The sequence below is a fragment of the Streptomyces sp. CNH189 genome (assembly GCF_000527195.1).
In genome coordinates, this window is the sequence record NZ_AZUS01000023.1 from 132,807 (window position 1) to 157,930 (window position 25,124).

Genomic DNA, 25,124 nt, shown 5'->3' on the forward strand with positions numbered 1-25,124 from the left:
CCTCTCAGCGGGTCACCACGTGCCGCTCGTCGGGGACGCAGTGGGTCATGGTGAGCCCCTCCACGTCGCGCGGCGGGTTGTCACCGAGGTTGGCGAGCCGCTTGCGGTCGTCGTCGGACAGGTCCTGGCTCGCCAGCGGCTCCAGGTGGGCGACGTCCTCCGGCACGATGCCGAGCCCCTCGCCGACCCGGCGGCCGAGGTCGTTCTCGACGAGCAGGAAGTGCCACACCATGCGCTCCTGGACCGGCCGGTCGCACTGCGAGAGCTGGCCGACGAAGTTCTTGACCAGGTCGTCGCGCTCCCAGTCCTCCATCAGCAGGTAGCGCTGCCCCGCCTGCGTGTAGTCGTTGGTGCGTTCGATGCGCTTGCGGGTGACGCGGCCCCGGATCTCCGGACCCTGCTCGTCGTGCGTCGGGTACTGGGCCTCGCGCAGCCCGCCGGTGATCGACGGCTCGTAGTTGACGTGCGGGTTCTCCCCGCCGCCGTCCTGGTGGTAGGCCATCAGGCCGTCGCGCTGGTTGGTGCGCACCTCGGCGTTCTTGGCCTGGTTGACCGGCAACTGCAGGTAGTTGGGGCCGACCCGGTAGCGCTGGGTGTCGCTGTAGGAGAAGGTCCGGCCGACGAGCATCTTGTCGTCGGAGAAGTCCAGGCCGTCGACGAGGACACCGGTGCCGAAGGAGATCTGCTCGTTCTCGGCGAAGAAGTTGTCCGGCATCCGGTTGAGCACCATCTTGCCCACCGGCTTCGGCGGGAAGTCCTGCTCGGGCCAGGTCTTGGTGTCGTCCAGCGGGTCGAAGTCCAGCTCCGGGTGCTCGTGGTCGTCCATCGTCTGGACGAGAAGCTCCCACTCGGGGTGCTCGCCGCGCTCCACGGCCTCGTACAGGTCCTTGGTGGCGTGGCCGAGGGACTGCGCCTGGACGTTCGCCGCGTCCTCCTCGGTCATGGAGCGCACACCCTGCTTGGGCATCCAGTGGTACTTGACCAGCTTGGTCTCGCCCTCGGCGTTGACCCACTTGTAGGTGTTCACGCCGAAGCCCTGCATGTGGCGGTAGTCCGAGGGGATGCCGCGCGGGCTGAACAGGTTGACCAGCATGTGCATGCACTCGGGCGTCTGCGACATGAAGTCGAAGATGCGGCGCGGCTGCTGCTCGAAGGTGACCGGGTCGGGCTTGAGGGCGTGGATGACGTCCGGGAACTTGATGGCGTCCCGGATGAAGAAGACGCCCAGGTTGTTGCCGACGAGGTCCCAGTTGCCGTCCTCGGTGTAGAACTTCACCGCGAAGCCGCGGGGGTCGCGGGCGGTCTCGGCGGAGTCCCGGCCGCCGATGACGGTGGAGAAGCGGACGGCGAGGTCGGTGCGCTTGCCCGCCTCCTGGAAGAGCTTGGCGCGGGTGTAGCGGGAGATCGGCTCGTCGCCCCACTTGCCGTACGCCTCGAAGTAGCCGAACGCGGTGACGCCGCGGGCGTGCACGACGCGCTCGGGGATGCGCTCCCGGTCGAAGTGGCTGATCTTCTCCAGGAACTGGTAGTTCTCCAGCGTGGCCGGGCCGCGCGAGCCCACGGTGCGCTGGTTCTGGTTGTCGTAGACCGGATGGCCCTGCCGGTTGGTGAGTACCTTGCGGTCGTCGCCGGCAGCGGGGCCCTGGCTCGAAACGTCCGTCATGATCGTGGGGCTCCTTGCACTGCTGTTCATGGCCGGTGACGGGCCGGGGCGCGGCTGCCTCCGGGCCGTCGGCCGGTTCCTGGCGGGCGGCCCGGGTACCCGGCGCCGCGGCGTCATTCACGCGTCCGTGGACCCGTTCGCGGCGACGGCCGGACGAACGGGCGCCCGGCCACCGGTCACGTCCCGCCGGTGGCGTGCGTACGAGGGCCATGCTGCCCCCGTTCGCCACGGGCGGCGACCGGAGCGCGGCGGAGGGTGACGGCGCGGACGAGAGCCGGCTCGACGGCCGGGCCCTGCCGGCAGCCCTGGGTGGCGGGCGGTCGCGGACACGGTCGAGGCCCGGGCACCGCCGTACGCGGTGCCCGGGCCTGCCTGCCGGGGTGCTCAGCCGCCGCCCAGGCGGGCGCGCAGCAGTTCCTTGCCCAGTTCGGCACCCTTGCGGCTGTCCGCCTGGGCCTTGCGGAACAGATCGGCGACCTCGGTGTCGTTCGCCCGCTCCGCGTCCTGGATGTAGCTCTCCAGACGGAGCGCGTTGCTCAGGCACGCCTCGACGTACCAGACGAGGTTGTAGTCCTTGTCCTTCGTGCCGGTGACGTCGCCGGTCTCGGTGTCACTGGTCATGGGGATCTTCCCCTCGCGTTGCTCGTCCACCGCCCGCCCCAATCCGCCGCGCCGGAGGCGGGCCTCATAGCGGCGGCCGGGTACCCGGGCCGGAGGCGGGCACACCACGAGGCGGGGGCGCGACCGGTCCCCCGTTCCGGTCGTGCCCCCGCCGTGGCTCGAAACTATGCAACGCGGGACCGGTCTGTGTATCGCACCCGTGCCCGCTGCGCGGGCCGCGGCACTCACCCGTGCACAAGTGAGTCCGAAACGCCCGGTTCACTCCCCCGCGAGCGGCGGCCGGTCCAGGTCACCGAGCGCCAGATGGGCCAGGGCCACCTCGTACAGATCGGTCCCCGCGGCCAGCAGTTGGCGTTCCAGGACCGGTTCGGCGCTGCGTACGTGCTCGCGCACGGTCTGGGCGTGGACGCCGAGGGTCTGCGCGGCCCGCTCGGCGTTGGCGCCCTCGGCGATCCAGGTGCGCAGGGTGCGGCGGACGTTGCGGGGGTCGGGGTCCAGCCGGTCCAGCAGTTCCCGCGCCCAGCCGGCGACGCCGGGGGAGGACAGCAGCTCGGCGAGGCGCCGGGAGCTCCCCCGGGAGCCCGCGGTGCCCTGACCGTCCAGCAGGTTGATCTGGGTGTGCAGCGCCAGGTGCACGACGGCGCGCACGGTGACGTCGTCGAAGTCGACCCCGAGCATGGACTCCACGCGGTCCATGCGGGCGCGCACGGTGTTCCGGCTGACGCCCAGGATCTTCGCGGTGCTGACGGCGGTGAACTCCAGGCCGAGCCGGGTGGTGGCGATCAGCTCCGCGCGGGTGTGGTGGGGCAGCGCGTCGAGCGGGCGCAGCACCCGCGCCGCCCAGGTGCGCAGGGCGGCGGGGTCCATCAGCCGCTCGGGGTGGGTGCGCTCGGCGTACACGGCCGTCTTGTCGGGCCGGAAACGGGCCACGGCCAGGGCGCTGACGGCCTGTCCGTAGGCGGTGGCGGTACGCGCCAGGCTCTGCCACACGCTGCCCCCGACGAAGATGTCCGGGTGGCTCTCCGCCACGGACCGCAGGTCGGCGGCGGTGGCCTCGCGCGGGCTGAGGACGATCACATGGCCGTCCACGGCCGGGCACCGCACGACCAGCGCCTCCTCGCGGGTGCGCTCGATGCACTCGGCGGCCAGCCGGTCCCGTACGGCGGGGTCGGACTCCATGACGTAGACGCAGGCGGTCTCGGCGTCCAGCAGGCCCGGCCAGAGCCCCGAGGCGACCCGGCGCGCGGAGACCGTGTCCTCGACCATCAGCAACTGAAGGATGGCCAGCCGCAGGTCGGAGGTGGCCCGCCGGAGCCGGACACCGGCCGCCCGGGTCTCGTGGACGGTGAGCAGCACCTCGATCACCTGGGCGGTGTGGGTGACGACGTCGGAGGCGTCCCGGTCGAACGGCGCCCCGCGGGACACGGCCAGCACGCAGCCCCCCGAGGGGTGTCCGACGCGTACCAGGCGCTGGTGGCGTCCGTCGCCGTCCCAGGCGGCCGAGGCGATCCGGCCGGAGGCGACGTCGGCGGCGACGGACTCGTCCAGCGGCAGTGGCGTCCCGGCCAGCAGGCCGCCGTCGGCGTCGCGCAGGGCCACCTCCGCAGCCACCGCCCCGGCCAGCCAGTCGACGACCCTGCGGACGTCCCGCCCCGCGGGCCGCAGATGCTCGAGCAGTTCGCGCGCCCAGCCGGGGCGCCCGCCGGTCTCCGTCGTCCCCCGCCCCGCGTCCTTTCGGCCTGTCACCTCGGCCTTCCCCTCGTCTCCCTCGCCGCCTTGGCCCGGACGGGGGACGTTACCCCACACGTGGGCGTGGCTCATCCCGGCGCGACGGACCCCGTGCTCCTGCGGGTGACGCCGCACCGGTGCGCACGATGCCGGGCCGCGGTCGGCTTAAGCTCGGTGAATGGCCAAGTACTTCGACGTGCACCCCGACAACCCCCAGCCGCGCACCATCGGCCAGATCGCCGCCGCCATCCGCGACGACGCCCTGATCGCGTACCCCACGGACTCCTGCTACGCGCTCGGCTGCCGTCTGGGCAGCCGCACCGGCACCGACCGCATCCGCACCATCCGCAAGCTGGACGACCGGCACCACTTCACGCTGGTGTGCCGGGACTTCGCGCAGCTCGGCCAGTTCGTACGGATCGACAACGACGTCTTCCGCGCGGTCAAGGCGTCGACGCCGGGCCGCTACACGTTCATCCTGCCCGCGACCAAGGAGGTGCCGCGCATGCTGCAGCACCCCAAGAAGAAGACCGTGGGCGTGCGCATCCCCGACCACGTGGTCACCCAGGCGCTGCTGGCGGAACTCGGCGAGCCGCTGCTGTCCAGCACGCTGCTGCTGCCCGGCGAGGACGAGCCGATGACCCAGGGCTGGGAGATCAAGGACCGCCTCGACCACGAGGTGGACGCGGTGCTGGACTCCGGCGACTGCGGCACCGAACCGACCACGGTGATCGACTTCTCCGGCGGCGAGGCGGAGATCGTACGGGTGGGCGCGGGCGACGTCTCGCGCTTCGAGTGACGGGAGGGACGCACGGATGACGCACGTGCGGGGAACCGAGGTCCAGGTCCCGACGGACGACGGCACGGCGGACGCGTACCTGGCGCGTCGTGCGGACGGCACGCCCCGGCCGGCGGTGCTCTGCTTCACGGACGCGTTCGGTCTGCGTCCGCGGGTGCGGGAGGCGGCCGACCGGCTGGCGGCGGCCGGGTACACGGTGCTGGTGCCGAACCTCTTCCACCGGCGGGGACCCGCTCCGGTGGTCGACGTGCCCGCGTTCGTCGACGCCGGGGCGCGGGCGGAGGTGTTCCGTCAGCTGGCACCGGCGCTGGAGGAGTTGACGCCGGAGCGGGCGGCGGGTGACGCGGGGGCGTATCTCGCGTGGCTCGCCGGGCGGCCGGAGGCGGCCGAGGGCCCGGCGGCCCTCGTCGGTTACTGCATGGGCGCGGGCCTGGCGCTGCGTGCGGCCGGCGCCTTCCCGGACCGGGTGGCGGCCGTGGCGGGCTTCCACGGCGGCCGGCTGGCGACGGACGCCCCGGACAGCCCGCACCTGGCGGCCGCACGGATCACGGCCGAGGTGTATCTGGGCCACGCCGACCAGGACCCGTCCCTGCCGCCGGAGCAGATCGAGCGGCTGGAGCAGGCCCTGACGGACGCCGGTGTCCGGCACCGCTGCGAGGTGTACACCGGGGCCCGGCACGGCTTCACCCAGTCCGACACGGAGTCCTACGACGAGAAGGCGGACGAACGTCACTGGACGGAGCTGCTCGGCCTGCTGGAGCGCACCTTCCGTCCCGAATCATGAAGTCGGCGGCCCGGCAAAGGGATTGACCGAGCGCCCCGGCCACCGCGCGCTCCGGGCACCGTTGTTACCGTGCACCGGTGTCCGACTCCTCACGCGACACCGCCGAGGGCGCCGGCTGGGGCGCCTCCGAACGCGGTGAGTACCCGCGGCTGATGCCGCGCCAGACCGAGAAGATCTCCTGGCTGGACCCGAGAATGCTGTGGGCCGCCCGCAACGGCGTCCTGGCCTCCTGGTTCGGTGACCCCACCGGTGAGGTCCGGGCGCGCTGGACGACCCAGCGGTCGGCGGCCGGGGCGCCCGCCGACCGGGTCGTCCGGCGCGACGACCCGGACCGGTTCTCCTTCCTGGTCATCGGCGACACCGGCGAGGGCGGCGACCCCCAGTACGCGGTCGTGCCGGGCCTCTTGGAGGAGGGCCGGGACACCGCCTTCGCCGTGCTCGCCAGCGACGTCATCTACCCGGTGGGCAGCGCCGACGACTACGGCCCCAAGTTCTTCCAGCCGTACCGGGACTACCAGGCGCCGATCTACGCGATACCCGGCAACCACGACTGGTACGAGGACCTGGCCGGCTTCATGCGGGTCTTCTGCGACGACGCCCCGCCCTTGCCGCCCGCCCCCGCGCCACGCCCGCTCAGCCGGGCCTGGCTGCGCTCCTTGCTGTGGCACCGGCCCCGCCCCGGCGACGGCGCGCGGCTGGACGAGGCGCGCAAGCTGCGCTCCTCCCCCGCCCAGCGTGCCGTGCAGCCGGGACCGTACTGGGCGATCGACGCGGGTCCGGTACGGATCGTCGGCATCGACACCGGGCTGCTCGGCACGATCGACGCCGAGCAGGGCGCGTGGCTGCGGGAGGTGTCCCGCGATCCGCGCCCGAAGATCCTCGTGACCGGCTCGCCCCTGTACGTGGACGGCGAGCACCACCCGTGCCCGATCGACGGCGGCGGCACCGTCGACGACATCGTCCGCGACCCGGCGCACCGCTACGTGGCCGCGATAGGCGGCGACATCCACAACTACCAGCGCTACCCGGTGCGGCTGGAGGACGGCCGCACCCTGCAGTACGTGGTGGCGGGCGGCGGCGGGGCGTTCACGCACGCCACCCACACCATCCCCCGGGTGGACGTCGCCGGGGTCACCGAGGCGGACTTCCGCTGCTACCCGCTGCGCGGCGACTCTCTCGCCTTCTACAGCGCGCTGTACGGGCGGCGGACGCGGCTGCGCCGGTTCTTCTCGCTGACCGAGGCGGAGGCGGCGGCGGTGATCGCCGAACGGCTCGGCATCGGACCGACCCGCGCGCCGGGCGCGCCGGCCCGGGTGACGCGCCGGATGCGGTGGGTCGCGGGGCTGCTGGGCACCGGCAGCCGTCCGGACCGGGGCAAGCGGTTCCGGCTTCCCGTGCGCAAGGCGTACCAGTCGCTGTTCTCGCCCGGTTCGGCCACGTACAGCCCGCCGTTCTTCAAGTCCTTCCTGCGGATCGACGTGGGCCCGGAGGCGATACGGCTGCGCTGCCACGCGGCAACCGGGCAGCGGGCGCAGGAGGTCGCCCCGCCCGTGGAGGACGAGGTGACCATCCCGCTGGCCTGAGGCGTGCCTGGGGTGTGCCTACCAGCGGCCCGGCGCGGTGCCGGTGAGAGGCTGCGAGGGCCGGCCGTCGACGCCGACGGGGACGTCACCGGCGAGCATCACGCGGTGCATGATCCGCGGGTGGTCCAGGTGGGCGGTGTCGCCGGGGGCGAGGTGGATGGTGGCCCGGTTGTCCCAGAACGCCACGGTGCCCGGCTCCCAGCGCAGGCGCACGGTGTACTCGGGCCGGGTGGCCTGCTCCAGCAGCATCTCCAGGATCGCCCGGCTCTCGGGGCGGGACAGGCCGGTGATCTGCTCGACGTAGTAGCCGTTGACGAACAGGATCCGCTCCCCCGTCTCGGGGTGGACGCGCACCAGCGGGTGCTCGGTGGCGGTCTGCTGGTCCAGCAGGTGGCGCAGGTAGGCGTCGTCGCCGGGCCGCGGCTGGTAGCCGACGCCCAGCCGGTGCTCGGCGCGCAGCCGGTCGGCGAACTCCCGCACGGGTGCGGACAGTCCGGCGTAGGCGGCGGCCAGGTTCGCCCAGGTGGTGTCGCCGCCGTAGGGCGGTACGGTCTCGGCGCGAAGGATCGTCGCGGCGGGCGGGTCGACCCGGGCGCCGTGGTCGCAGTGCCAGCCGCGCAGTACGGTGTGGCGGCGCCTGCGCAGCCACTCGTCGTGGTCCATGCCGAAGCGGCCGCCGAGCTCCAGCCGGTCGGCGGTGGTCTCGATCTCGGGGAAGTCCGGCGGGGAGGCCGAGCCCCGCCGGGGCAGGACGACGGGTTCGCCGAACCGGCGGGCCAGCGCCACGTGCCCGGCGTGGTCGAGGCGCTGGCCGCGGAAGAACACCACCTTCCAGCGCAGCACCGCCGCCCTGATCCCGGCGACCGTGGCGTCGTCGAGGTCGCCGGCCAGGTCCACCCCGGTGACGTCGGCCCCGATGTGCCCGGCCGCGGGGTGCACCTCCACCTTCCCCTCGTCCTCCTGGTCCGTCCCGGCGCCGCTGTCCGTGGTCATGGGTCCCCACTCCGTCGCTCGTACCCGCCGGCCCCGGACGGACCGGCTCCCGGGAAGATCGTGGCAGCGGAAGCGGACCCTGGCGACAGGGCCTCGGGCGGCGCGGCCCGGCCCGTCCGGTTGATCACCGCCCCTGTCGTGGCCGACGCTGGACGGACGACACACCGCGACCGGAGGGCCCTCCCGTGACGAGCATCCCGCAGCACAGCCTCAACGACGGCACCACGATCCCCGCCCTGGGTCTGGGCACCTGGCCGATGGACGACGCCGAGGCGGAACGGGCGGTGACCGGGGCCCTTGAGGCCGGATACCGCCTGATCGACACGGCCGCCAACTACCGCAACGAGACGGGGGTAGGCCGGGCCGTGGCCGGGGCCGGGGTGCCGCGTGAGGAGATCGTCGTGACGACGAAGCTCCCCGGCCGCCACCACGGCTACGAGGAGACCCTCGCCTCCTTCGAGGAGTCCCGGGCCCGGCTCGGCCTGGAGTACGTCGACCTCTACCTGATCCACTGGCCGCTCCCCCGCGTCGACAAGTACGTCGACTCCTGGAAGGCGATGATCAAGCTCCGCGAGGACGGGCTGGTCCGGTCGATCGGCGTCTCCAACTTCACGCCGGCCCACGTCGACCGGCTGGAGAAGGAGACCGGGGTGCTGCCCTCGGTCAACCAGATCGAGCTGCACCCGTTCTTCCCGCAGGAGGAACTGCGCGCCCACCACGCGGACAAGGGCGTGCTCACCCAGAGCTGGAGCCCGCTGGGCCGCGGGTCGCAGCTGCTGGACGATCTCGCGGTGGCCGCCGTCGCCGACGCGCACGGCGTGACCCCGGCGCAGGCGGTGCTGCGCTGGCACGTCCAGCTGGGCGCGCTGCCCGTCCCCAAGTCGTCCGCCCCCGAGCGGCAGCGCGCCAACCTGGACGTCTTCGGTTTCGAGCTGGACGACGCCCAGATGCGGACCGTCTCCGACCGGGCGCACCGGCGGATCGGCGGGGACCCGGAGGTGCACGAGGAGTTCTGACCGGGTACCCGGGCGCCGCTCGTACGGACGGGGCGGACGTGCGGCGTGTCCGTCTCGTACGGACGGGGCGGACGTGCGGCGCGTCCGGAGGACGGAAGGGAGCGGCACGGTGGGCGGACCGGACCGGTTGCGGGACTACCACGGCAAGCGGGACTTCGGCCTGACCCGGGAGCCCCGGGGCGGCGGCCGGGAGACGGAGGCGGGACCCCGCTTCGTCGTGCAGATCCACGACGCGCGCCGGATGCACTTCGACTTCCGGCTCCAGGTGGGTGACGTGCTGAAGTCCTGGTCGGTGCCGAAGGGCCCGTCCGCCGACCCGCACGACAAGCGGCTGGCCGTGCCGACGGAGGACCACCCGCTGGAGTACGAGGAGTTCGAGGGCGTCATCCCGCGTGGCGAGTACGGCGGGGGCACGGTGATCGTCTGGGACCACGGCACGTACGAGCCGCTCAGCCACGACCGCCGGGGCCACGCCGTGGACTTCGCCCGGTCGCTGGAGCGCGGCCACGCCACCTTCCGGCTGCACGGCTCGAAGCTGCGCGGCGAGTACGCCCTCACCCGCTTCCGCGGCGGGGACGACGGCGAGGAGGCGTGGCTGCTGGTCCGCGGGGCCAAGGGCGGCTCGGGCGGCCGGGGCGCCCCCGATCCCCGTCGGGCCCGCTCCGCCCGCACGGGCCGCACCCTCGCCCAGGTCGCGCGGGAGAACGGCTGAGGACGGCTGAGGCGCCGGAGCCCGGAGCCGGCCGGGCGGCGGGTCAGCGGGGCGGGAGGGCCTGTTCCGCCCAGATGGTCTTGCCGCCGTCCGCCTGCCGGCTCCCCCAGCGCTGGGTGAGCTGGGCGACCAGCAGGAGTCCCCTGCCCCCCTCGTCGAAGGCGTGCGCCCGCCGCAGGTGGGGCGAGGTGGAGCTGGTGTCGGTGACCTCGCAGATGAGGGTGCGGTCGCGGATCAGCCGCAGGTGGATCGGGGGCTCGCCGTAGCGGATGGCGTTGGTGACCAGCTCACTGACCACCAGCTCGGTGACGAAGGCGGCCTCGTCCAGTCCCCAGGCGGCCAGCAGGTCGACCGCCCACTGCCGGACGGCGGCCACCACCTCGGCGTCCTGCGGCACGTCCCGGGTGGCGACCTGGCCGGCGCCGAGGGCGCGGGTGCGGGCGAGCAGCAGGGCGACGTCGTCGCCCGGCTCCTCGGGCAGCACCTGCTTCAGCACGACGTCGCACAGGTCGTCCAGCGACGGGACGGGCACCGTGAGGGCGCGGCACAGCTCCCGCGTGGCGTGGTCGATGTCGCGGTCGCGGCCCTCGACCAGTCCGTCGGTGTAGAGGGCGACGACGGAGCCCTCCGGCACGTCCAGCTCGGTCGCCTCGAACGGCAGTCCGCCGACGCCCAGCGGCGGGCCCGCGTTCACGGGCACGAGCCGGCAGGTCCCGTCGGGCAGCAGCAGGGCCGGCGCGGGGTGGCCGGCGGCGGCCACCGCCAGGCGCCGGCAGACCGGGTCGTAGACGGCGTACAGGCAGGTGGCGCCGAGCTCCGCCACGTCTCCGTCCGGGTCCTCGGCGGCCAGATGGGTGACCAGGTCGTCCAGGTGGGTGAGCAGCTCGTCGGGCGGCAGGTCGACGTCCGCGAGGGTGCGTACGGCCGTGCAGAGCCGCCCCATGGTGGCGGTGGACGGGATGCCGTGGCCGACGACGTCCCCCACGACCAGGGCGACCCGGGTGCCGGACAGCGGGATGATGTCGAACCAGTCGCCGCCGATGCCGGCCGCGGACCCGGACGGCAGGTAGCGGTGGGCGACCTCGACGGCGGCCTGTCCGGGCAGCACCTTGGGCAGCAGGCTGTGCTGGAGGGTCAGCGCGGTGGCGCGTTCCCGGGCGAAGCGGCGGGCGTTGTCCACGCACACCGCGGCCCGGCTGGCGAGCTCCTCGGCGAGTACGGCGTCGTCGACGGCGTACCCGTCGGGGTGGACGTTGCGGACGGCGACCGCCACGCCGAGGGTGGTGCCGCGGGCCCGCAGCGGCACGGCGAGCTCCGAGTGGATCGCGGGGGGCGGCGGCGTCCCCGACGGGAGCGACGGGTTGCCGCGCTCGCCCATCCACCGGTCGAAGTCCGGTTCCCCGGCTCCGGCGAGCACCGCCCTGCCGTCCTTCAGCGCCCGCGCGGGCGGCGAGTAGGGCGGGTAGACGTCCGTGCGGCCGAGGGGGACGACCGTCTCGGGAGCGCGCGGTCCTGCGGAGCCGTGCGCGACCCGGCGCATGACGACGTCGGCGTCGGACCGCAGCGGGGGCGCCTCGGCGTCGAGCACCCAGTCGAGCAGGTCGACGCAGGCGAAGTCGGCGAAGTCCGGGACCAGCAGTTCCACGAGTTCCTCGGCGGTGCGGACGACGTCGAGGGTGGTGCCGAGGGCGGCGGCCGCCTCGTTGAGCAGCGCCAGGCGGCGACGGGCGCGGTGCTGTTCGCTGCTGTCCAGTCCCGCCAGCGCGGTGCCGACCAGCGTGCCTTCGGCGTCGCGGACCGGCCACATCTCGACGTTCCAGGCGTGCCGGTGCAGGTCGGAGGCGGCCTGGCCGAAGCTCTCGTCGCGCAGCGACCTGCCCGTCTCGGCGACCTGGCGCATGTGCCGGTCGATACCGCGGGTGCCCTCGCTGCGTCCCGCGGTGTCGAGGAAGCCGTGCCCGAGGAGGGTCTCCTCGGTGCCGCCCATCGCGGCACAGGCGGCGTCGTTGAGCCGGATGAAGCGGTGTTCGGTGTCGAGGACGGAGATCGCGAGGGACGACTGCTGGAAGGCCCGGCCGGCCAGGGACGTCTCGGCGGCCACCGCGGGCCGCGCGGTGATCACGTATCCGGCGTCCGTGTCCCCCGGGCCGCGGACGGGGCAGACCGCCAGCCGGAGCGTCACCCGGCTGCCGTCGCGATGACGCACGGTGACGATCCCCGAGGGGACGGGCGGGGCGCCGGGGGGCATCCCCTCCGGCTCCTGCGGCTGCCGGGGCTCCCGGGGTTGCCGCGCTTCCGTGGGCTCGTCGGCGAGCAGGTCCCGTACGGGGCGTCCCACGGCCTCGTCGGCGGAGAGCCCGGTCAGTGTCCGGGCTCCCTCGCTCCACCCCGTCACGACGCCGCGGGCATCGACGACCAGCGCGGCGGAGGCGTCGTCCATTGCTCCAGCATCGGCCCGCGGCCGTCGCCTCTCAACCGCGGCGGGTCCGGTCGGCGGGCATCAGCCCCGCAGGCCGCGCAGTGCGGCGAGCGCCTTGTCGGCGTGCGTGTTCATCCGCAGCTCGCTGCGTACGACCTCCAGCACGGTGCGGTCCTGGCCGATGACGAAGGTGGCCCGCTTGGTGGGGGCCACCGAGATGCCCCGCTTCACACCGAACCGCTCCCGGATGGCGCCGTCGGTGTCCGACAACAGGGGCATGCCCAGGGTGTGCCGGCCGGCGAACTCCGCCTGCCGCTCCACGGGGTCCGCGCTGACGCCCACGGGACGGGCGCCCACCTCGGCGAACTCGGCGGCGAGGTCGCGGAAGTGGCAGGCCTGTGCGGTGCAGCCGGGGCTCAGGGCGGCCGGGTAGAAGAACAGCACCACCGGGCCGTCGGCGAGCAGCTCCGACAGCCTGCGGACGGTGCCGGTCTCGTCCGGCGCCGCGAAGTCCTCGACCGTGTCGCCCTTCTCCACGCGCCCGCTCATGCCGTGCCCTCCGCACCCCTGGCGACGCCGCGCGCCCACATCACCAGCGGCACCTGCAACGGCAGCCGGCCGAGGGCGGCGGCCCGCTGCGGGGCGGGGCGGTGGCGCCAGTCGACGGCCATCTTCACGTTGGCGGGGAACACCCCGACGAAGAAGGCCGCCGCGGCCAGCGCGGCGGTCTTGCGGGTCCGGGGCAGCGCCACCCCGGCGGCCAGCGCCAGCTCGGCCACGCCGCTCGCGTAGGTCCAGGCGCGCGGCGTGCCGGGCAGGGAGCGCGGGACGATGTGGTCGAACTGGCGGGGCGCGGCGAAGTGCGCGGTGCCCGCGACGGCCAGCAGGCCGGCGAGCAGCAGGGGCGAGCGTTCGGACCGTGACACGGTTCCTCCTCCAACGACTCCCGCGCACGTTACCGGACGGTAAGCCCCAGGCTTCCGGGGGGCGTCGGCGGAGGACGGGCCGGCCGGCCGGCGGAGGGCGGAGCACGGTCAGCCGTGACCGGCGGGGCCAGGCGGGTCCAGGAGCCCAGGGTCCGAAGCCGGGCATCGCGGCGGAGCCCGCCGAGCCCGGTAGGCGCGACCGGTCGCGGGGCGGGCCGGCAGGCGGAGAGCGCGGCGGCGGAGCACGGTCAGACGTGGCCGACAAGGCCAAGCAGGCCCAGAGCCCAGGGCCGCAAGCCGGGCATCGCAGCGGAGCCCGCCGAGCGCGGCGGGCGCGACCGGTCGCTTTCGGGGCGGGCCGGCAGCCCGGCGGCCGACGCGGCGTGCGGCGGCCGGAGGCGCGGGCCTCGGCGAGAGGGGCCGCGTACGGCGGGCCTCGACGAGAGGGCCGGGCCCGAAGGCGGCGTGGTGAACGGCGGGTCCAGGCGCCGCCGAAACCGCTCAGCTCGTCGTCGTGGGTTCCGTGTCCTCGTCGGCCGCGTGGGCGAGGAAGTCGTCGACCATGCGGTGGAAGAGCGTGGCGAGCTGGCGCAGGTCGTCGGGCGACCAGTGGGCCAGGGCCGCCTGCATGCCCCGCACCCCGGTCTCGCGGATCCGCGCGACGGCCTGCCGGCCGGCGTCCGTGAGCTGGATGCGCTGGGCGCGGCGGTCGTCCGGGTCGGGGACGCGCACGACGTGACCGGACTTCTCCAGATGCTGCACCGTGCGTGTGACGTGCGAGGCCTCCACGCCCAGCCGGGCCGCCAGCTCCCCCGGCCGCATCGGCTCGGCGTCGGCCATCTTCCGCAGCAGGGCCGCCCCGGCCCGGTCCAGCGGAACCCCCGCCGCGGCCATCAGCCGCTCGTGCTGCCGGGCGCGCGAGCTCAGATAGGTGATGCGGTACAGCGCGCGCTCGATGTCGACCACCTCCGGGGAGGGGGAACCGTCGGGGGGCGGGGGTGTGGCCATGCCCCGCACTTTACCATCTCATTGCGTAACTCAATCAATTGAGCGGCGGGGCACGGAACCCTCCGCTCGGGCCCCCGCCCGGCCTCCGTTCAGGCGAAACAGGACAAGCGGACGCGTGCCGTCCGGCAGGTGCGTCCACACCTCACCCGTGACCCTGCCACTGATCCCGCCCATGCTCGCCACTCCCGGCCGGCTGCCGCCCCCCGCGGCGGACGCGCGCTGGGCGTACGAGACCAAGCAGGACGGCCAGCGGGCGGTGGTCTACCTCCCCGGGGACGGCAGCGTCGTCCTGCGCGCCCGGTCCGGCCAGGAGATCACCGGCGCGTACCCCGAACTGCGTCCGCTGGCCACCCCCCTCGGTCCCCGGCCGGCCGTGCTGGACGGCGAGGTGCTGGCCCTCGACGCGGACGGCCGGGCCAGCTTCCAGCTGCTGCAGTCCCGGATGGGCCTGGCCCACTCCCCGGCCCGCGCGGCCCGGCGCGCGGAGACCGTGCCGGTGCACCTGATCCTGTTCGACGTGATGCACCTCGACGGCCGCTCGCTGGTCCGCGAGCCCTACGTCCGCCGCCGCGAGGCACTGGAGGACCTGGGACTCGACGGCCCCGCCTGGTCCACCCCGGCCGCGCTCGTGGGCCACGGCCCGGAGGCACTGCGGGCCACCGTCGAACACAGCCTGGAGGGGCTGGTCTGCAAACGGCTGGACTCCGTGTACGAGCCGGGGGTCCGCTCGCGCGCCTGGATCAAGATCCGCAACATGCGCAGCGAGGACGTGCTGGTCGGGGGCTGGCTGCCGGGCAAGGGCCGGCTGACCGGACTGCCGGGCGCCGTCCTGGTCGGCCAGCGGGCGGCGGGCCGGCTGCGGTACCTCGGCGGAGTGGGCACCGGCTGGAACGAGACCGAACGCACGGAGCTGGCCGCGCTGTTACGGGCCGCCGCGAGCGACGTCTGCCCCTTCGACCCGGCGCCGGCCGTGCCGGGCGCCCACTGGGTGGTGCCCCGGCTGGTCGGCGAGGTGCGGTACAGCACCCGCACCCGTGAGGGGATGCTGCGCCAGCCGTCCTGGCTGCGGCTGCGGCCGGACCTCGCGCCCGAGGAGGCCGCGGCCGACCTTCCCGACGACCTGGCGTGATCCGGCGCGACGACCGCCGCCGCCCGGGCCGCCCTCCCCCACTGACATGACACCGCCCTCTTGGCATGGGCACGCCCGACCGGGATGCTGTGAACTCCCCAGCCCCCCACGCCCGTTGGGCTGCGCCTGTCCACGAGGAGGACGCGGTGTCGCCGAGCACGCCCCGTACGCACGTCAGAAGATGGCTGACCGGTCTGGCCGGCGCCGCCGCCCTCGTCGTCGCCTTTCCCGCGACGGCCTTCGCCGCTCCCCCGCCCGCGCTCCCCGCGAACGCCGACGCCCTGGAGAGCACCTACCAGCCGGCCTACGACTACGACACCGACGGCTGCTACTCCTCCCCCGCGATCGGCCCGGACGGCTCGCTCAACGCCGGACTGAAGCCGACCGGCGCCCTGAACGGCAACTGCCGTGACGCCTCCGACCTGGACAACACCAACGGCTACGCGCGCGCCACGTGCAACAACGGCTGGTGCGCCGTCGTCTACGCGCTCTACTTCGAGAAGGACCAGGCGCTGCCCGGCGTCAGCCTCGGCGGCCACCGCCACGACTGGGAGCACGTCGTGGTGTGGGTGCAGAACGACACCGTGCAGTACGTCGCCACCTCCAACCACGGCTCGTTCACCATCCACCCCCGTTCCTCGGTCCGCTTCGAGGGCACCCACCCGAAGGTCGTCTACCACAAGGACGGCATCAGCACCCACTGCTTCCGGCCGGCGGGCGCGGGCGACGAACCGCCCGAGAACCACAACGGCACCTGGCAGTACCCGGCCCTGGTCGGCTGGAACGGCTACCCGCCGGGGCTGCGCGACAAGCTCGTCGCCCACGACTTCGGCAGCGCCCACTTCGGTCTGAAGGACGGCAGCTTCGCCTCCCACCTAGCCGCCGCCAAGCCCTCGGGCATCCCCTTCGACCCGAACGGGTGACATCCTCGGGCGAGTTGACGTCCGGGGGCGCGGCATCGTGTCCCCGGCACCGGGGGGTCACGGGGGTCTATCGTGACGCCATGGCCGTCCCGGAACTGATCCGTATCGTCTCCCGCGACTCGCCCATGGCACTCGCCCAGGTGGAGCGCGTCCGCGCGGAATTGACCGCAGCCCACCCGGGGGTGCGCACCGAGGTGGTCCCGGTGCGCACCACCGGGGACAAGTGGCTCGGTGACCTGTCGCGGGTGGAGGGCAAGGGCGCGTTCACCAAGGAGGTGGACGCCGCCCTGCTGGCCGGGGAGGCCGACCTCGCGGTGCACTGCGTCAAGGACGTGCCCGCCGACCGCCCCCTCCCGGCAGGCACGGTGTTCGCGGCGTTCCTGGAGCGGGACGACGTCCGTGACGCGCTGGTGCACCCGGACGGTCTCACCCTGGACGAGCTGCCGCCCGGCACCCGGGTCGGCACCTCCTCGGTGCGCCGGGTCGCCCAACTGGCCGCGACCCACCCGCACCTGCGGTGCGTGCCGCTGCGCGGGAACGCCAACCGCCGGCTGGCCAAGCTCGCGGACGGCGAGGTGGACGCCCTGCTGCTGGCGGTCGCCGGACTGGAGCGGATCGGCCGCCGTGACGTGGTCAGCGAGGTGCTGTCCGCCGACGTCATGCTGCCGCCGGTCGGCGCGGGCGTCCTGGCCCTGCAGTGCCGGGAGGGCGACACGGGGCTGATCGAGGCGGTCGGCGTCCTCAACCACCCGGACACGCACCGCGAGACCACCGCCGAACGCATGCTGCTGCATGTGCTCCAGGGGCACTGCAACAGCCCGATCGCGGGACTCGCCCGCGTGGACCGGGGCGGCGAGCTGTCCCTGCGGGCCTGCGTCTTCACCCCGGACGGCAAGACCCGGCTGAACGCGCACGAGTGGGCGGGGCGGCTCGACTCGGCGACGCTCGGCACGTCCGTCGCCGTGGCGCTGCTGCGTCAGGGCGCCCGCGACGTTATCGACGGCATTCCGCACTGACCGCGTTGATGCACTGACCACGTTGATGCACTGATCGCTGGTGCGCTGATCGCGCTGATGCACTGACCGTGGGGAGCGGGCGGGCCGGGCGGCGCCCGCCGCACGCCGTGGTCAGGCGGTGCCCCCCTCCGCCTGCTCCTGCAGGAAGAGGCTCACCTGCTGGGCGAGGGTCTCCCGGGCCGCACCCGCCGGCGTGCCCGGGGCGGGCTCGTGCACCCCGACGCCGCCCGTCCACAGCCGGCGCCCGGCCCACTCCTCGTCGGCGCGCAGCTGCACCTGGACGTCCACCTGCGCCAGGGACCCCTCGGGGCCGGCCGCGTAGAGCACGGCGGTGGCGCGGCGCAGCGGATAGACGTCGAATCCCTCGACGAATTGCGAGTTGCGCCAGTCGATGAATGCGCTCTCGCCGTCGGGCCCGGTGCGCACGTCGATCTGACCGTCCTCGAGATGAATGCACACGGGTCGGTCACCCCGGTTCTCCACGGTCACCCGCACCCGGAAGTACGACAGCCCTTCGGCGGCCTCGTCCCGCCCGCGCGGCGGCTCGCCCGCTTCCAGACGATGGACGCGGACCCGCAGACCGGCATGCTCGTCGTACTCCTGCCAGTCCCCGACCACGTTCGGCTCGTACACAGTGCACCTCTCGACTTCTGTCCGCTGCTTCCTATCTGTGGGCTCAGCGCACTGTCAAATGAGCGGAATGCGCTGTGGTCAGGTAGTTCGCCCCATCTGATCGGTGATCAAGCGCTGCGCAGGAGGAATCCCCCGACCGGCCCATCGGCGTCGCCGGGCGGCGTGCCGTACATCACGTCCGCCGTGGTGATCACGGGCGCGCCGCTGGCACGCCGGGCCGCGCCCGTCGCGTGGCGGCCCGGCGCGAGGGTCCGCGCCGGGTGCGATGCACAGCGTGAATTCCCTCGATTCCACAGCGTGCGCATTCCCGAAAATACCCTCCGCCGCTTTCCGTGATTCGTTTTGGAATGGCGGCGGGAAGGGAAAGGAATTCTCAGTGCTTCGGACAGGAGGCACGTCCGTGGGAACCGGTCGGCCGGCCCCGGACCTGCCAGGTCCGAGAAGGCCGCTTCCCACGGGTTCTGTCCATCCGGCACCCCGCTCAGGGAGGTGCGCGTGATGCGTACCGTCAGTCCCAGGAAGCCCCACTCCCACGACGACGCGCCCGAGACGACCCGGGACTTCGTACGTCTGGCCGGTCTGCCCGACGGGCCGGAGCGACGGAGGCTGCGCGACGAGCTGGTCACGGCCTGGCTCCCCATGGCCGAGCGGATCGCCGTGCGGTTCCGGGGCCGAGGAGAGGCCCTGGAGGACCTGTACCAGGTGGCCGCCCTCGGTCTGGTGAAGGCCGTCGACCACTACGACCCGGCGCGCGGGAACGCCTTCGAGGCGTACGCGGTGCCGACCGTCACGGGTGAGATCAAGCGCCACTTCCGCGACCACATGTGGACGCTGCACGTGCCGCGCCGGGTGCAGGACCTGCGCAACCGGGTGCGCGGCGCGGCGAAGGAGCTGGCGCAGACGACGCCCGGCCGGGCGCCCACGGTCGCCGAGATCGCCGCGCACGCCCGGCTGACGGAGGACGAGGTGCGCACCGGCATGGAGGCGCTGGAGTGCTTCTCCGCGCTCTCGCTGGAGGCGGAGATGCCGGGCACCGACGGGTACGCCCTCGGCGACTCGATCGGCGGCCCGGACCCGGCGTACGACGCCGTCGTGGACCGGGTGGCGGTCCGGCCCTGTCTGGAGGCGCTGCCCGAGCGCGAACGGCTCATCCTCTATCTGCGCTTCTTCAAGGGGATGACGCAGAGCGGGATCGCCGACCAGCTCGGCATCTCCCAGATGCACGTCTCCCGCCTCCTGAGCAGCTGCTTCGCCCACGTCCGCGAAGAACTCGCCACCGACCCCAACTGACCTGCCCGGCAAGCCCCGGTCCGGTCAGGCATCGGCCCGCCCCACCCGGCGGTCCGGGAGGCGCCCCACCGGGCAGGCCGGGGGCGGTCAGGGGTCCGGGGGGATTTCCGGGAGGCGGGTGGGGCCCAGGCGGTCCAGGACCTCCTCGAGGACCGTGCGGACGTCCGCCGGCAACGCTCCGGTGCGCCCCCAGACGAGGATCATGTCGGCGATGTTGCGCAGCTTGATGTTGGTCCGCTGGGACACCTCCTTCAGCACGGTCCAGCCCTGGTCGGGCGAGACCCGCCCGAGTGCGACGATCATTCCGATGGCCTGGTCCACCACCGCGTGCGAGACGACCGCGTCCTTCAGCTGCTGGACTTCTTCCTCCAGCTGGAGGATCCGGTCCGCGCCCCCGTCCGTGGGCATGGTCACCTCCGGTTCCGGTGTGCCGCTCTCGTGGCGCCTTCGCTTAGTGCTTAGGTGCCTTCACCCAGTGTCCGATCCCTCCATGGTCGCCACTCGGCCCGCCCCGTGCCACCGGGGTGGCCCGCGGGTGGCCGGGGTCACCGTTTCGGTGCCGCCGCCGGGGTACTCGGCAGGCGCCCGGGCCGGTGTCCCGTCGACACTGGTGCCATCCGGGTGGCTGCCGGGCCGACGAGATCAGGACGCGACTGCTATGAACCACGACATGCCCTCCCCCGCCGGCGCGACGGACGTCGTCTCGACGGACGCCGTCTACGGCGCCCCCTGCTGGGTGAGTCTGACCAGCCGCGACCTGCAGAGCACCGAGGACTTCTACAGCGCCGTGCTCGGCTGGGAGTGGCGCCCCATGCGGCTGGGCGACCGGTTCCGCGTCGCCCTGGCGAACGGCCGGCCGGTGGCGGGGATCGCCGCCGTGGCCGGCATGTGGCAGATGGCGGTGGCGTGGACGCCGTACTTCGCGGTGCGCAGCGCCGACGAGGCCGCCGGTCGGGTGCAGGAGCGCGGCGGGACCGCGGCGGTGGGTCCGATCTCGCTGCCGCCGGGCCGTGCCGCGCTGCTCGCCGACCGGGACGGGGCGACGTTCGGGGTGTGGGAGGGCGCGCTGTTCAGCGACTGGTCCACCTGGCGCCGTGCGCAGCTGGCGTTCATCCGGCTGCACACCCGGGACGCCTTCGACGCGGCGATCTTCTACGGGGAGGTCTTCGACTGGGCGTCCGGCGGGCCGGGCGGCTGCGAGGTGCACTACGAGGGCGAGGAAGTGGTGCTGCGCAGCCAGGGCGACGTGGTGGCACGCATCGAGTCGGGCGCGCTGGGGTCGGCCCCCGATCCGCGGATCCGGCCGCACTGGCAGGTCCACTTCACCGTGTCGGACGTGGCCGCCTGCGCCCGCGTCGCCGAGGAGCGGGGCGGCACGGTGCTCGCCCTGGGCCCCGAGGAGGCGGTGCTGAGCGACAACGAGGGTGCCCGGTTCACGGTCACCTCGCGCCGCGAGCACTGAATCCCTCCCCGGGGCCCCGCGGCTCACCGCGCGCCCCGGTTGCCCGCCGCCTACCCCGCGCGCCGGGACGGACGGGACAGCAGCACCAGGCTGCGGGCGTCGACCGTCAGCCTCGTGCCCGCCTTGCGTTCCGCCTCGTCGGGGATCCCGTCGGGGTCCGCGGTGTCGATCAGCGCCGTCCACCGTTCGCCGTAGGAGGCGTCCGGCAGCCGGAAACCGACCGGTTCCCAGTGGCTGTTGAGCAGCAGCAGGAACGAGTCGTCGATGACGGGCCGGCCGCGCGGGTCCGGTTCGGCGATGGCGTCGCCGTTGAGGAACACGCCGACCGAGTGGGCGTCGGAGCGCAGCCAGTCGTCGTCGGTCATCTCCCGCGCGTCGGGCGCCAGCCACACCAGGTCGGGCAGCGGCTGGTCCGCGTTGCGCGGGGTCTCGCCCCGGAAGAACCGGCGCCTGCGCAGCACCGGATGGTCCCGGCGCAGGGAGATGAGCCGGCGTGTGAAGTCCAGCAGCCCGCGCCGGTCGTCGCCGAGGCGCCAGTCGATCCAGCTGATCTCGTTGTCCTGGCAGTAGGCGTTGTTGTTGCCGCCCTGGGTGCGGCCCAGTTCGTCGCCGTGCGAGAGCATCGGGATGCCCTGCGAGAGCAGCAGCGTCGAGAGGAAGTTGCGCTGCTGGCGGGCGCGCAGTTCCCGTACCGCCGGATCGCCGCTCGGGCCCTCGGCTCCGCAGTTCCAGGAGCGGTTGTCGTTCTCCCCGTCCTGGTTGTCCTCGCCGTTGGCCTCGTTGTGCTTGTCGTTGTACGAGACCAGGTCGCACAGGGTGAAACCGTCGTGCGCGGTGACGAAGTTGACGCTGGCGCGGGGCCGGCGCCGGTGGTGGGCGTACAGATCGGAGGAGCCGGTCAGCCGGGAGGCGAACTCGCCGAGGGTGTGGTCCTCGCCGCGCCAGAAGTCCCGTACGGCGTCGCGGTACATGCCGTTCCATTCCGACCACAGCGGGGGGAAGTTGCCCACCTGATAGCCGCCTTCGCCGACGTCCCAGGGCTCCGCGATGAGCTTGACGCGGCTGATCACGGGGTCCTGCTGGATCAGGTCGAAGAACGCCGACAGCCGGTCCACCTCGTGGAACTGCCGGGCCAGGGTGGCCGCGAGGTCGAAGCGGAACCCGTCGACGTGCATCTCGGTGACCCAATACCGCAGCGAGTCCATGATCAGCTGGAGCACGTAGGGGTGGCGCATCAGCAGGCTGTTGCCGGTGCCGGTGGTGTCGTAGTAGTGCCGCCAGTCACCGTCCACCAGGCGGTAGTACGAGGAGTTGTCGATGCCCCGGAAGGAGAGGGTGGGGCCCCTCTCGTTGCCCTCGGCGGTGTGGTTGTAGACGACGTCCAGGATCACCTCGAGCCCGGCCGCGTGGAGCGCCTTCACCATCTCCTTGAACTCCGTGACCTGTTGGCCGCGGGTGCCGTGGGCGGCATAGGCGTTGTGCGGGGCGAAGAAGCCGATGGTGTTGTAGCCCCAGTAGTTGGCGAGGCCCCGGCCCTGGAGCACGCCGTCCTGGACGAACTGGTGCACCGGCATCAGCTCCACCGCGGTGACGCCGAGCGAGGTGAGGTGGTCCACCACCGAGGGGTGCGCCAACCCGGCGTAGGTGCCGCGGAGTTCCGGCGGGACGTCGGGGTGGGTGCGGGTCAGCCCCTTGACGTGGGTCTCGTAGATCACGGTGTCGGAGTACGGGCGGCCGGGCGGCGCGTCGTCGCCCCAGTCGAAGGCGGGGTCGGTCACCACGCCGAGCATGGTGTGGCCCGCGCTGTCCGCCGGGTCGGGTCCGTGCGGGTTCCGCTCGTACAGCGAGGGGTGGTTGTCGATCTGGCCGTCGACGGCGGTGGCGTAGGGGTCGAGGAGCAGCTTCGCCGGGTTGCATCGGTGGCCGGCCGAGGGCGCCCAGGGGCCGTGCACCCGGTAGCCGTAGCGCCGGCCGGGGCCGACGCCGGGCAGGTAGCCGTGCCAGACGAAGCCGTCGACCTCGGTGAGCCGCACGGTGCGGTGCCGGCCGTCGTCGTCCACCAGGACCAGGTCGACGCGTTCGGCGACCTCGCTGAAGAGCGCGAAGTTGGTGCCCTCGCCGTCGTAGGACGCGCCCAGCGGGTAGGGGCGCCCGCTCCAGGCGGGCGCCCCTTTCCGGTTGTTTCGCCGGGTCACCGGACCTCCTCCAGGAGGCCGCCCGGCGTTCGCATCCGCGCGGTGACCGTAGTGACGCTCACCTCGCGGGGCAGGTCCAGGCCCTCGCTCTCGCGGGGGTCGGGCGCGGTGGGAACGAGGGGCACGCGTTCGCCGGCGCGGGCCCGCTGGGAGAACCAGATGATCTTGCTGCCGGTCTCGGTGGCGCAGCAGCCCCAGCCGTCGCTGCTGGCCGCGAGGTGTTCCAGGCAGCCGCGCAGTTCCTGGTCGGGTCGCATGGCCCGGTCGTTGTCGCCGATGGCCGTGATGAGGTGCTGGCCGTTCCACCACATCTCGATGGACGTGTTCTTGTCGGTGGCGTGCTCGTCGATGGCGTGGAGCAGCATCTCGGCACCGCCGCAGACGGGCTCCACCAGGTTCTCCAGGTCCCAGAACCGGAGGTGGGCGGCCAGTATCCGGCTGACCTGTCCCACCCGCTCGGGGCTGACTTCCACATCGAGGTGGTAGTAGCAGGGCACTGCGGTCTTCATCGTCGTGGGCTCCTCACCGCGAAGCTCGCGCTCCTCCCGCCCGGCGGACGGGACCCCGAACACGGAACGTGAGCGGGTATCGCTTCTGAGTCACCTTCAGACTGAGGGGGTTGGTCCATTCGTGCAACACGAGCGCACGGGTGAGGTGCGTGAGGCGACATCTGAGCGGGCGACAAGCCGCCGACCAGGCACGGAGCCTGGGGCGCGGTGGTTGAAATTCCAACAAGACGACGGGTCACCGTCCGTGCACCATGTGTGAAGACCTCGATAGCCGTTACGGGTCCGTGCAGCGGTGCGCACGGACCCGCCCGACCGTCGGGACAACGCGCACCCATCGAGCCCCGGAAAGGTGAACGGCGCATGCTGCTACCCGCCAAAGCCGAAGTTGCCCGGCAGTTGCGTCGCTACCGGGCCTGGGAACGCGTGATGCTGGCCGCCCCCACCGACCACACGGTGCGGGCGACCTTCGAGGATTCCGGCTACACCCTCTGCGTGCTGATGGGGAAGCGCTGCGCGCGGGAGGCGGCCGACGCCGCGGAACGGTACCTGCGCACCACTGCCGTCACCTATCTGCAGGAACTGGACGACAGGCCTCGTCCGGCCGCCACGGTCCGGCGCGGTCCGCCGGCCGTCGAGCGGCGCTCCCCGGCGGGAAGGCCATGACCTTCCCGCCTCCCAGTGGTCCCCCGTCCGGGCGCCGGCCCGGGCATCGCGAGCGGCGGAGGTGCACAGGCCCATGAAGACGACCCCGACCATCGGTCGCGTCCCGGTACGGGACGTCCGGCCGTCCGTCGACTGCGGCAGACGCCCGGCGAAGGCCGTAGTCGGCGAGGCGTTCGAGGTGACGGCGACCGTGTTCCGGGAGGGACACGACGCGGTGGCGGCCAACGTGGTGCTGAAGGATCCGGAGGGGCGTCCCGGTCCGTTCACGCCGATGCGGGAGCTGGCTCCCGGCTCGGACCGGTGGGGCGCGGAGGTGGCGGCGGACGCACCGGGCCATTGGACCTACCGTGTCGAGGCCTGGGGCGACCCCGTGGCGACCTGGCGGAGCGTCGCCACCGTCAAGGTCCCGGCCGGCATCGACACCGGGCTGGTCCTCGAGGAGGGCGCGGACCTGTTCCGGCGCGCGGCGGCCGGGGTGCCGCGCGACGCCGGACAGGACGTGGTCCTCGCCGCGGCCGCGACGCTGCGCGACGACTCCCTGCCCTGTGCCACGCGCCTGGCGGCGGCGTTGACGCCGGAGGTGGCGGCGGTGCTGGCGAAACACCCGTTGCGTGAGCTGGTCACCAGCAGCGACCCGCTCCCCCTGCTGGTCGAGCGGGAACGCGCCCTGTACGGCTCCTGGTACGAGTTCTTCCCCCGCTCCGAGGGCACTCCCGAGCAGCCGCACGGCACCTTCGAGACGGCCGCCCGCCGGCTGCCCGCGATCGCCGGGATGGGCTTCGACGTCGTCTNCCTCCCGCCGATCCACCCGATCGGCACGACCTTCCGCAAGGGCCCCAACAACAGCCTCGACGCCGGCCCCGACGACGTGGGTGTGCCGTGGGCGATCGGCTCCCCCGAGGGCGGTCACGACGCNGTNCACCCGAAGCTGGGCACGCTGGAGGACTTCACCCGGTTCGTGGCCCGCGCCCGCGACCTGGGCATGGAGGTCGCCCTCGACTTCGCCCTGCAGTGCTCCCCCGACCACCCCTGGGTGGACAAGCACCCGGAGT

The 25,124-nt window shown here is 73.4% G+C and carries 24 protein-coding genes; 12 read left to right on the forward strand and 12 right to left on the reverse strand.

Annotation, left to right across the window (positions count from 1 at the left end; genetic code table 11):
• Positions 1-4: 4 nt before the first annotated feature.
• The 3 genes from B100_RS0127760 to B100_RS0127770 all read right to left on the reverse strand — a co-directional run bounded on the left by B100_RS0127760 (position 5) and on the right by B100_RS0127770 (position 4,030).
• A complete protein-coding gene (locus B100_RS0127760) occupies positions 5-1,663 on the reverse strand; it encodes a catalase (protein WP_024887669.1) in 1,659 nt (552 codons plus the stop codon).
• A gap of 384 nt (positions 1,664-2,047) precedes the next feature.
• Complete coding sequence (locus B100_RS0127765) at positions 2,048-2,284, reverse strand: hypothetical protein (RefSeq protein ID WP_024887670.1); 237 nt, start codon at positions 2,282-2,284, stop codon at positions 2,048-2,050.
• Between the two features lie 258 nt (positions 2,285-2,542).
• Positions 2,543-4,030 (reverse strand): helix-turn-helix domain-containing protein, encoded by a 1,488-nt coding sequence (locus B100_RS0127770; RefSeq protein WP_024887671.1) that lies wholly within the window; start codon positions 4,028-4,030, stop codon positions 2,543-2,545.
• A gap of 160 nt (positions 4,031-4,190) precedes the next feature.
• On the opposite strand from B100_RS0127770, the gene B100_RS0127775 reads away from it, so the two are divergent.
• From B100_RS0127775 to B100_RS0127785, 3 genes are all read left to right on the forward strand, one after another.
• Positions 4,191-4,811, forward strand: coding sequence for an L-threonylcarbamoyladenylate synthase (locus B100_RS0127775; RefSeq protein WP_024887672.1), 621 nt, complete (start codon positions 4,191-4,193; stop codon positions 4,809-4,811).
• A gap of 16 nt (positions 4,812-4,827) precedes the next feature.
• Positions 4,828-5,595 (forward strand): dienelactone hydrolase family protein, encoded by a 768-nt coding sequence (locus B100_RS0127780; RefSeq protein ID WP_024887673.1) that lies wholly within the window; start codon positions 4,828-4,830, stop codon positions 5,593-5,595.
• 77 nt (positions 5,596-5,672) lie between these two features.
• Positions 5,673-7,178 (forward strand): metallophosphoesterase, encoded by a 1,506-nt coding sequence (locus B100_RS0127785; RefSeq protein WP_024887674.1) that lies wholly within the window; start codon positions 5,673-5,675, stop codon positions 7,176-7,178.
• Between the two features lie 18 nt (positions 7,179-7,196).
• Here B100_RS0127785 and B100_RS0127790 read toward each other — a convergent pair whose 3' ends face one another.
• Positions 7,197-8,171 carry a TauD/TfdA family dioxygenase gene (locus B100_RS0127790; RefSeq protein WP_024887675.1) on the reverse strand — a complete coding sequence of 325 codons (975 nt, stop codon included), beginning with the start codon at positions 8,169-8,171 and terminating at the stop codon, positions 7,197-7,199.
• A 185-nt stretch (positions 8,172-8,356) separates the two neighbouring features.
• Here B100_RS0127790 and B100_RS0127795 point away from each other — a divergent pair, with 185 nt between their 5' ends.
• Together B100_RS0127795 and B100_RS0127800 are read left to right on the forward strand one after the other, a co-directional pair.
• Positions 8,357-9,187, forward strand: coding sequence for an aldo/keto reductase (locus B100_RS0127795; protein ID WP_024887676.1), 831 nt, complete (start codon positions 8,357-8,359; stop codon positions 9,185-9,187).
• Between the two features lie 109 nt (positions 9,188-9,296).
• The gene (locus tag B100_RS0127800) at positions 9,297-9,899 is read left to right on the forward strand and encodes a DNA polymerase ligase N-terminal domain-containing protein (RefSeq protein ID WP_024887677.1); all 603 of its coding nucleotides are present in this window, start codon (positions 9,297-9,299) and stop codon (positions 9,897-9,899) included.
• A gap of 43 nt (positions 9,900-9,942) precedes the next feature.
• Here B100_RS0127800 and B100_RS0127805 read toward each other — a convergent pair whose 3' ends face one another.
• From B100_RS0127805 to B100_RS0127820, 4 genes are all read right to left on the reverse strand, one after another.
• Complete coding sequence (locus tag B100_RS0127805) at positions 9,943-12,339, reverse strand: SpoIIE family protein phosphatase (RefSeq protein ID WP_024887678.1); 2,397 nt, start codon at positions 12,337-12,339, stop codon at positions 9,943-9,945.
• A gap of 60 nt (positions 12,340-12,399) precedes the next feature.
• The gene (locus tag B100_RS0127810) at positions 12,400-12,867 is read right to left on the reverse strand and encodes a peroxiredoxin family protein (protein ID WP_024887679.1); all 468 of its coding nucleotides are present in this window, start codon (positions 12,865-12,867) and stop codon (positions 12,400-12,402) included.
• Positions 12,864-13,244: a membrane protein gene (locus B100_RS0127815; RefSeq protein WP_024887680.1), complete on the reverse strand. Its 381-nt coding sequence runs from the start codon at positions 13,242-13,244 to the stop codon at positions 12,864-12,866. The genes B100_RS0127810 and B100_RS0127815 overlap by 4 nt, the downstream gene beginning before the upstream one ends.
• 501 nt (positions 13,245-13,745) lie before the next feature.
• The gene (locus B100_RS0127820) at positions 13,746-14,252 is read right to left on the reverse strand and encodes a MarR family transcriptional regulator (protein WP_024887681.1); all 507 of its coding nucleotides are present in this window, start codon (positions 14,250-14,252) and stop codon (positions 13,746-13,748) included.
• Between the two features lie 148 nt (positions 14,253-14,400).
• Between B100_RS0127820 and B100_RS0127825 the strand changes: the two genes are divergently transcribed.
• The 3 genes from B100_RS0127825 to hemC all read left to right on the forward strand — a co-directional run bounded on the left by B100_RS0127825 (position 14,401) and on the right by hemC (position 17,320).
• Complete coding sequence (locus B100_RS0127825; protein WP_024887682.1) at positions 14,401-15,381, forward strand: ATP-dependent DNA ligase; 981 nt, start codon at positions 14,401-14,403, stop codon at positions 15,379-15,381.
• A 146-nt stretch (positions 15,382-15,527) separates the two neighbouring features.
• On the forward strand, positions 15,528-16,304 hold the full coding sequence (locus B100_RS0127830; protein WP_024887683.1) for an NPP1 family protein: 777 nt from the start codon (positions 15,528-15,530) through the stop codon (positions 16,302-16,304).
• An 80-nt stretch (positions 16,305-16,384) separates the two neighbouring features.
• Positions 16,385-17,320: a hydroxymethylbilane synthase gene (gene hemC, locus B100_RS0127835; RefSeq protein ID WP_024887684.1), complete on the forward strand. Its 936-nt coding sequence runs from the start codon at positions 16,385-16,387 to the stop codon at positions 17,318-17,320.
• Positions 17,321-17,431: 111 nt separating this feature from the next.
• Here hemC and B100_RS0127840 read toward each other — a convergent pair whose 3' ends face one another.
• A complete protein-coding gene (locus B100_RS0127840; RefSeq protein WP_024887685.1) occupies positions 17,432-17,953 on the reverse strand; it encodes a hypothetical protein in 522 nt (173 codons plus the stop codon).
• A gap of 498 nt (positions 17,954-18,451) precedes the next feature.
• Between B100_RS0127840 and B100_RS0127845 the strand changes: the two genes are divergently transcribed.
• A complete protein-coding gene (locus B100_RS0127845) occupies positions 18,452-19,243 on the forward strand; it encodes an RNA polymerase sigma factor SigF (RefSeq protein ID WP_024887686.1) in 792 nt (263 codons plus the stop codon).
• Positions 19,244-19,330: 87 nt separating this feature from the next.
• Here B100_RS0127845 and B100_RS0127850 read toward each other — a convergent pair whose 3' ends face one another.
• Complete coding sequence (locus tag B100_RS0127850; protein ID WP_486585710.1) at positions 19,331-19,651, reverse strand: ANTAR domain-containing protein; 321 nt, start codon at positions 19,649-19,651, stop codon at positions 19,331-19,333.
• Positions 19,652-19,901: 250 nt separating this feature from the next.
• Between B100_RS0127850 and B100_RS0127855 the strand changes: the two genes are divergently transcribed.
• Positions 19,902-20,705, forward strand: coding sequence for a VOC family protein (locus B100_RS0127855; RefSeq protein WP_024887688.1), 804 nt, complete (start codon positions 19,902-19,904; stop codon positions 20,703-20,705).
• A gap of 50 nt (positions 20,706-20,755) precedes the next feature.
• Here the strand turns inward: B100_RS0127855 and glgX are convergent, their stop codons facing one another.
• Both glgX and B100_RS0127865 read right to left on the reverse strand, forming a co-directional pair.
• Positions 20,756-22,900, reverse strand: coding sequence for a glycogen debranching protein GlgX (gene glgX, locus B100_RS0127860; protein ID WP_024887689.1), 2,145 nt, complete (start codon positions 22,898-22,900; stop codon positions 20,756-20,758).
• Positions 22,897-23,409, reverse strand: coding sequence for a hypothetical protein (locus B100_RS0127865; RefSeq protein ID WP_024887690.1), 513 nt, complete (start codon positions 23,407-23,409; stop codon positions 22,897-22,899). Before B100_RS0127865 ends, glgX begins: the two co-directional genes overlap by 4 nt.
• A 360-nt stretch (positions 23,410-23,769) precedes the next feature.
• Between B100_RS0127865 and B100_RS0127870 the strand changes: the two genes are divergently transcribed.
• Together B100_RS0127870 and B100_RS0127875 are read left to right on the forward strand one after the other, a co-directional pair.
• Complete coding sequence (locus B100_RS0127870) at positions 23,770-24,072, forward strand: DUF5133 domain-containing protein (protein ID WP_024887691.1); 303 nt, start codon at positions 23,770-23,772, stop codon at positions 24,070-24,072.
• Positions 24,073-24,145: 73 nt separating this feature from the next.
• A partial coding sequence (locus B100_RS0127875) for a maltotransferase domain-containing protein (RefSeq protein WP_024887692.1) occupies positions 24,146-25,124 on the forward strand: 979 nt, incomplete at its 3' end.